The organism is Streptomyces jeddahensis, assembly GCF_001642995.1.
In the GTDB taxonomy this organism is placed as follows: domain Bacteria; phylum Actinomycetota; class Actinomycetes; order Streptomycetales; family Streptomycetaceae; genus Streptomyces; species Streptomyces jeddahensis.
In genome coordinates this window covers 1-3,622 of sequence record NZ_LOHS01000171.1, presented here as the reverse complement: position 1 = coordinate 3,622, position 3,622 = coordinate 1, and the positions used below count along the sequence as shown (strand labels likewise).

Genomic DNA, 3,622 nt, shown 5'->3' with positions numbered 1-3,622 from the left:
GGCACCCGCCGTCGTGGTGTTGTGCCCACCCCTTCCGCCCTGCGGAACGATTGCCCACAACGATGGGCGCCCGGCGCGGGGGCGCCCGCCACAACGGTCGTGGCGGGGGACGCCTGCCCACAACACCCCCTCCCGTGTTACGAAGAAACATGCCCGCACGCGACCACTACGACGTCGTCATCGTCGGCGGAGGTCACAACGGCCTCGTCGCCGCCGCCTACCTCGCCCGCGCCGGCCGCTCCGTGCTGCTGCTGGAGCGCCTCGGCACCACCGGCGGTGCCGCCGTGTCGACCCGGCCCTTCACCGGGGTCGACGCCCGCCTCTCCCGCTACTCGTACCTGGTGAGCCTGCTCCCGCAGAAGATCGTCCGCGACCTGGACCTGTCTTTCACCACCCGGAAGCGCACCGTCTCCTCGTACACCCCCGTCGAGCGGGGCGGCCGCCCGACGGGACTGCTCGTCGGCGGCGGCCCGGACCGCACACGGGAGTCGTTCGAGCGGCTCACGGGCGGCACCACAGAGTACGCGTCATGGCTCGACTTCTACGGCATGACCAGCCACGTCGCCGAACGCGTCTTCCCGACGCTCACGGAGCCGCTGCCCGACCGCGACGAGCTGCGCCGCCGCATCGACGACGACGCGGCCTGGCGCATGCTCTTCGAAGAGCCCATCGGCGCCGCGATCGAGGCGCGCTTCTCCGACGACCTGGTGCGCGGCGTCGTCCTCACCGACGCCCTCATCGGCACCTTCGCCGACGCCCACGACCCGTCCCTGAAGCAGAACCGCTGCTTCCTCTACCACGTCATCGGCGGCGGCACCGGCGACTGGGACGTGCCCGTCGGCGGCATGGGGGCTCTGACGGACGCCCTCGCCCTGGCCGCGCAGACGGCCGGTGCGGAGATCCTCACCGGTCACGAGGTGACCCGTATCGAGACCGACGGACGGCAGCACGCCGAAGTGACGTACCGGACGGGGGACCGCGAAGGCGCCGTCGCCGCCCGGCACGTCCTCGTGGGCGCCTCCCCCCAGGTCCTGGCAGCCCTGCTCGGCGACGAGCCGCCCACCCCCGCCGAAGGCGCCCAGCTCAAGGTCAACATGCTCCTGAAGCGGCTGCCGCGGCTGCGCGACACCGCGGTGGACCCGCGCGAGGCGTTCTCCGGGACCTTCCACATCGCCGAGGGCTACGAGCAGCTGGCGTCCGCGTACGCGGAGACCGCGGGCGGACGGCTGCCCTCCGCCCCGCCCTCCGAGATCTACTGCCACTCGCTCACGGACCCGACCATCCTGGGCCCGGACCTCGTGGAACGCGGCTACCACACGCTCACCCTCTTCGGCCTGCACACCCCGGCGAGGCTCTTCGAGCGTGACAACGACGGCGCCCGCGAGGAACTGCTGAAGTCGACCCTGGCCCAGCTCGACGCCCACCTCGCCGAACCCCTCGCGGGCTGCCTCGCCACCGACGCGGACGGCAGGCCCTGCATCGAGGCCAAGACCCCGCTCGACCTCGAACGGGACCTGCGGCTGCCGCGCGGCAACATCTTCCACCGCGACCTCGCCTTCCCGTACGCCCAGGAGGGCACGGGACGCTGGGGCGTGGAGACCCGGCACGCGAACGTCCTGCTGTGCGGTGCGGGCGCCGTCCGCGGCGGCGGCGTCAGCGGAATCCCGGGGCACAACGCGGCCATGGCCGTACTGGGCATGTAGCGACGCATCGACCGCAGCGCGCACCGCAACGATCCGAGGATGCAAAGAATCTGACACTGCATCAGAAAATCTCTTCCGTCGTCCGCGCGGCTGCGGCATCCTGCGCCCATGGAGACGGAGCTGAGCAAGAAACTGGGGATCGAGCACGCCATCTTCGGCTTCACGCCGTTCCCGGCGGTGGCCGCCGCCATCAGCAGGGCCGGCGGATTCGGGGTGCTCGGCGCGGTCCGCTACACGGCCCCCGACGAACTGAAACGCGACCTCGACTGGATCGAGGCCCACGTCGACGGCAAGCCCTACGGCCTCGACGTCGTCATGCCCGCCAAGAAGGTCGACGGCGTGACCGAGGCCGACGTCGAGGCGATGATCCCGGAAGGCCACCGGCAGTTCGTCAAGGAAACCCTCGCCAAGCACGGCGTCCCCGAACTCGCCGAGGGCGAGGCCTCAGGCTGGCGCATCACCGGCTGGATGGAACAGGTCGCCCGCACCCAGCTCGACGTCGCCTTCGACTACCCCATCAGACTCCTCGCCAACGCCCTCGGCTCGCCGCCCGCGGACGTCATCGCGCGCGCTCACGACCAGGGCGTGCTCGTGGCCGCCCTCGCGGGCAGCGCACGGCACGCACGCAAACACGCCGACGCCGGCATCGACATCGTGGTCGCCCAGGGATACGAAGCCGGCGGCCACACCGGCGAGATCGCTTCCATGGTGCTCACCCCCGAAGTCGCCGAGGCCGTCGCGCCGTTGCCCGTGCTCGCCGCGGGCGGCATCGGCAGCGGCGAGCAAGTGGCGGCCGCTCTCACTCTGGGCGCTCAAGGCGTGTGGCTCGGCTCCCTATGGCTGACCACCACCGAGGCCGAGCTTCACTCGCCGGCGCTCACGCAGAAGCTCCTGGCCGCCGGATCGGGCGACACGGTCCGCTCCCGCGCCCTCACCGGCAAGCCCGCGCGACAGCTGCGCACCGTGTGGACCGACGCCTGGGACGACCCGGCCGGGCCCGGCCCGCTTCCCATGCCCCTCCAGGGCCTGCTCGTCGCGGAGGCCGTGTCCCGTATCCAGAAGTACGAGGTCGAGCCGCTGCTCGGCACGCCCGTCGGGCAGATCGTCGGCCGCATGAACAGCGAACGCAGCGTCCAGGCCGTCTTCGACGACCTGACCCGCGGCTTCGAGCGTGCCGTCGCCCGACTCGACCGCATCGCGGGAAGGGGGCGGTCATGAGCGGGCGTCCGAACGGTTTCTGGGCACAGGCGGCCGCGGACCCGGATCGTACGATCCTCATCGCGCCCGACGGCGAGGAGTGGACCTCCGGCCGCCTGCTCGCCGCCGCGAACCGCCTGGTGCACGGGCTGCGCGCGGCCGGCCTCGAGCGGGGCGACGCGCTCGCCGTCGTGCTGCCCAACGGCGTCGAGTTCTTCACGGCGTATCTGGCCGCCCAGCAGGCCGGTTTCTACCTCGTGCCCGTCAACCACCACCTGGTCGGCCCCGAGATCGCCTGGATCGTCGCGGACTCCGGCGCCAAGGTGCTCCTCGCGCACGAACGGTTCGCCGACGCCGCCCGTGAGGCCGCCGACGAGGCGAAACTCCCGGCCGGCCAGCGGTACGCCGTCGGGGCCGTCGAAGGCTTCCGTCCCTACGCCGAACTCCTCGACGGACAGCCCGCGTCCGCGCCCGCCGACCGGACCCTCGGCTGGGTCATGAACTACACCTCGGGCACCACCGGCCGCCCGCGCGGCATCCGCAGGCCGCTGCCCGGCAAACTGCCCGAGGAGGCGCATCTCGGCGGCTTCCTCGGCTTCTTCGGCATCAAGCCGTTCGACGACAACGTGCACCTCGTGTGCTCGCCGCTCTACCACACGGCGGTACTCCAGTTCGCGGGCTCGTCCCTGCACATCGGGCACCAGCTGGTGCTGATGGACAAG

3 protein-coding genes are annotated in these 3,622 nt (G+C 71.9%); all 3 read left to right on the top strand.

Annotated features, from left to right (window positions below):
• Positions 1-149 precede the first annotated feature (149 nt).
• Positions 150-1,703, top strand: coding sequence for a phytoene desaturase family protein (locus tag STSP_RS33250; protein WP_067284752.1), 1,554 nt, complete (start codon positions 150-152; stop codon positions 1,701-1,703).
• 108 nt (positions 1,704-1,811) lie between these two features.
• Complete coding sequence (locus STSP_RS33245) at positions 1,812-2,921, top strand: nitronate monooxygenase (RefSeq protein ID WP_067284751.1); 1,110 nt, start codon at positions 1,812-1,814, stop codon at positions 2,919-2,921.
• Positions 2,918-3,622, top strand: a 705-nt coding sequence (locus STSP_RS33240; RefSeq protein WP_157902963.1) for an AMP-binding protein, incomplete at its 3' end; no start/stop codon positions are given. The genes STSP_RS33245 and STSP_RS33240, both read left to right, overlap by 4 nt.

What these genes read in the sequence shown, in the direction of transcription:
- STSP_RS33250 (WP_067284752.1), top strand. Translation starts at nt 150, where the DNA reads ATGCCCGCACGCGACCACTACGACGTCGTCATCGTCGGCGGAGGTCAC.
- STSP_RS33245 (WP_067284751.1), top strand. Translation starts at nt 1,812, where the DNA reads ATGGAGACGGAGCTGAGCAAGAAACTGGGGATCGAGCACGCCATCTTC.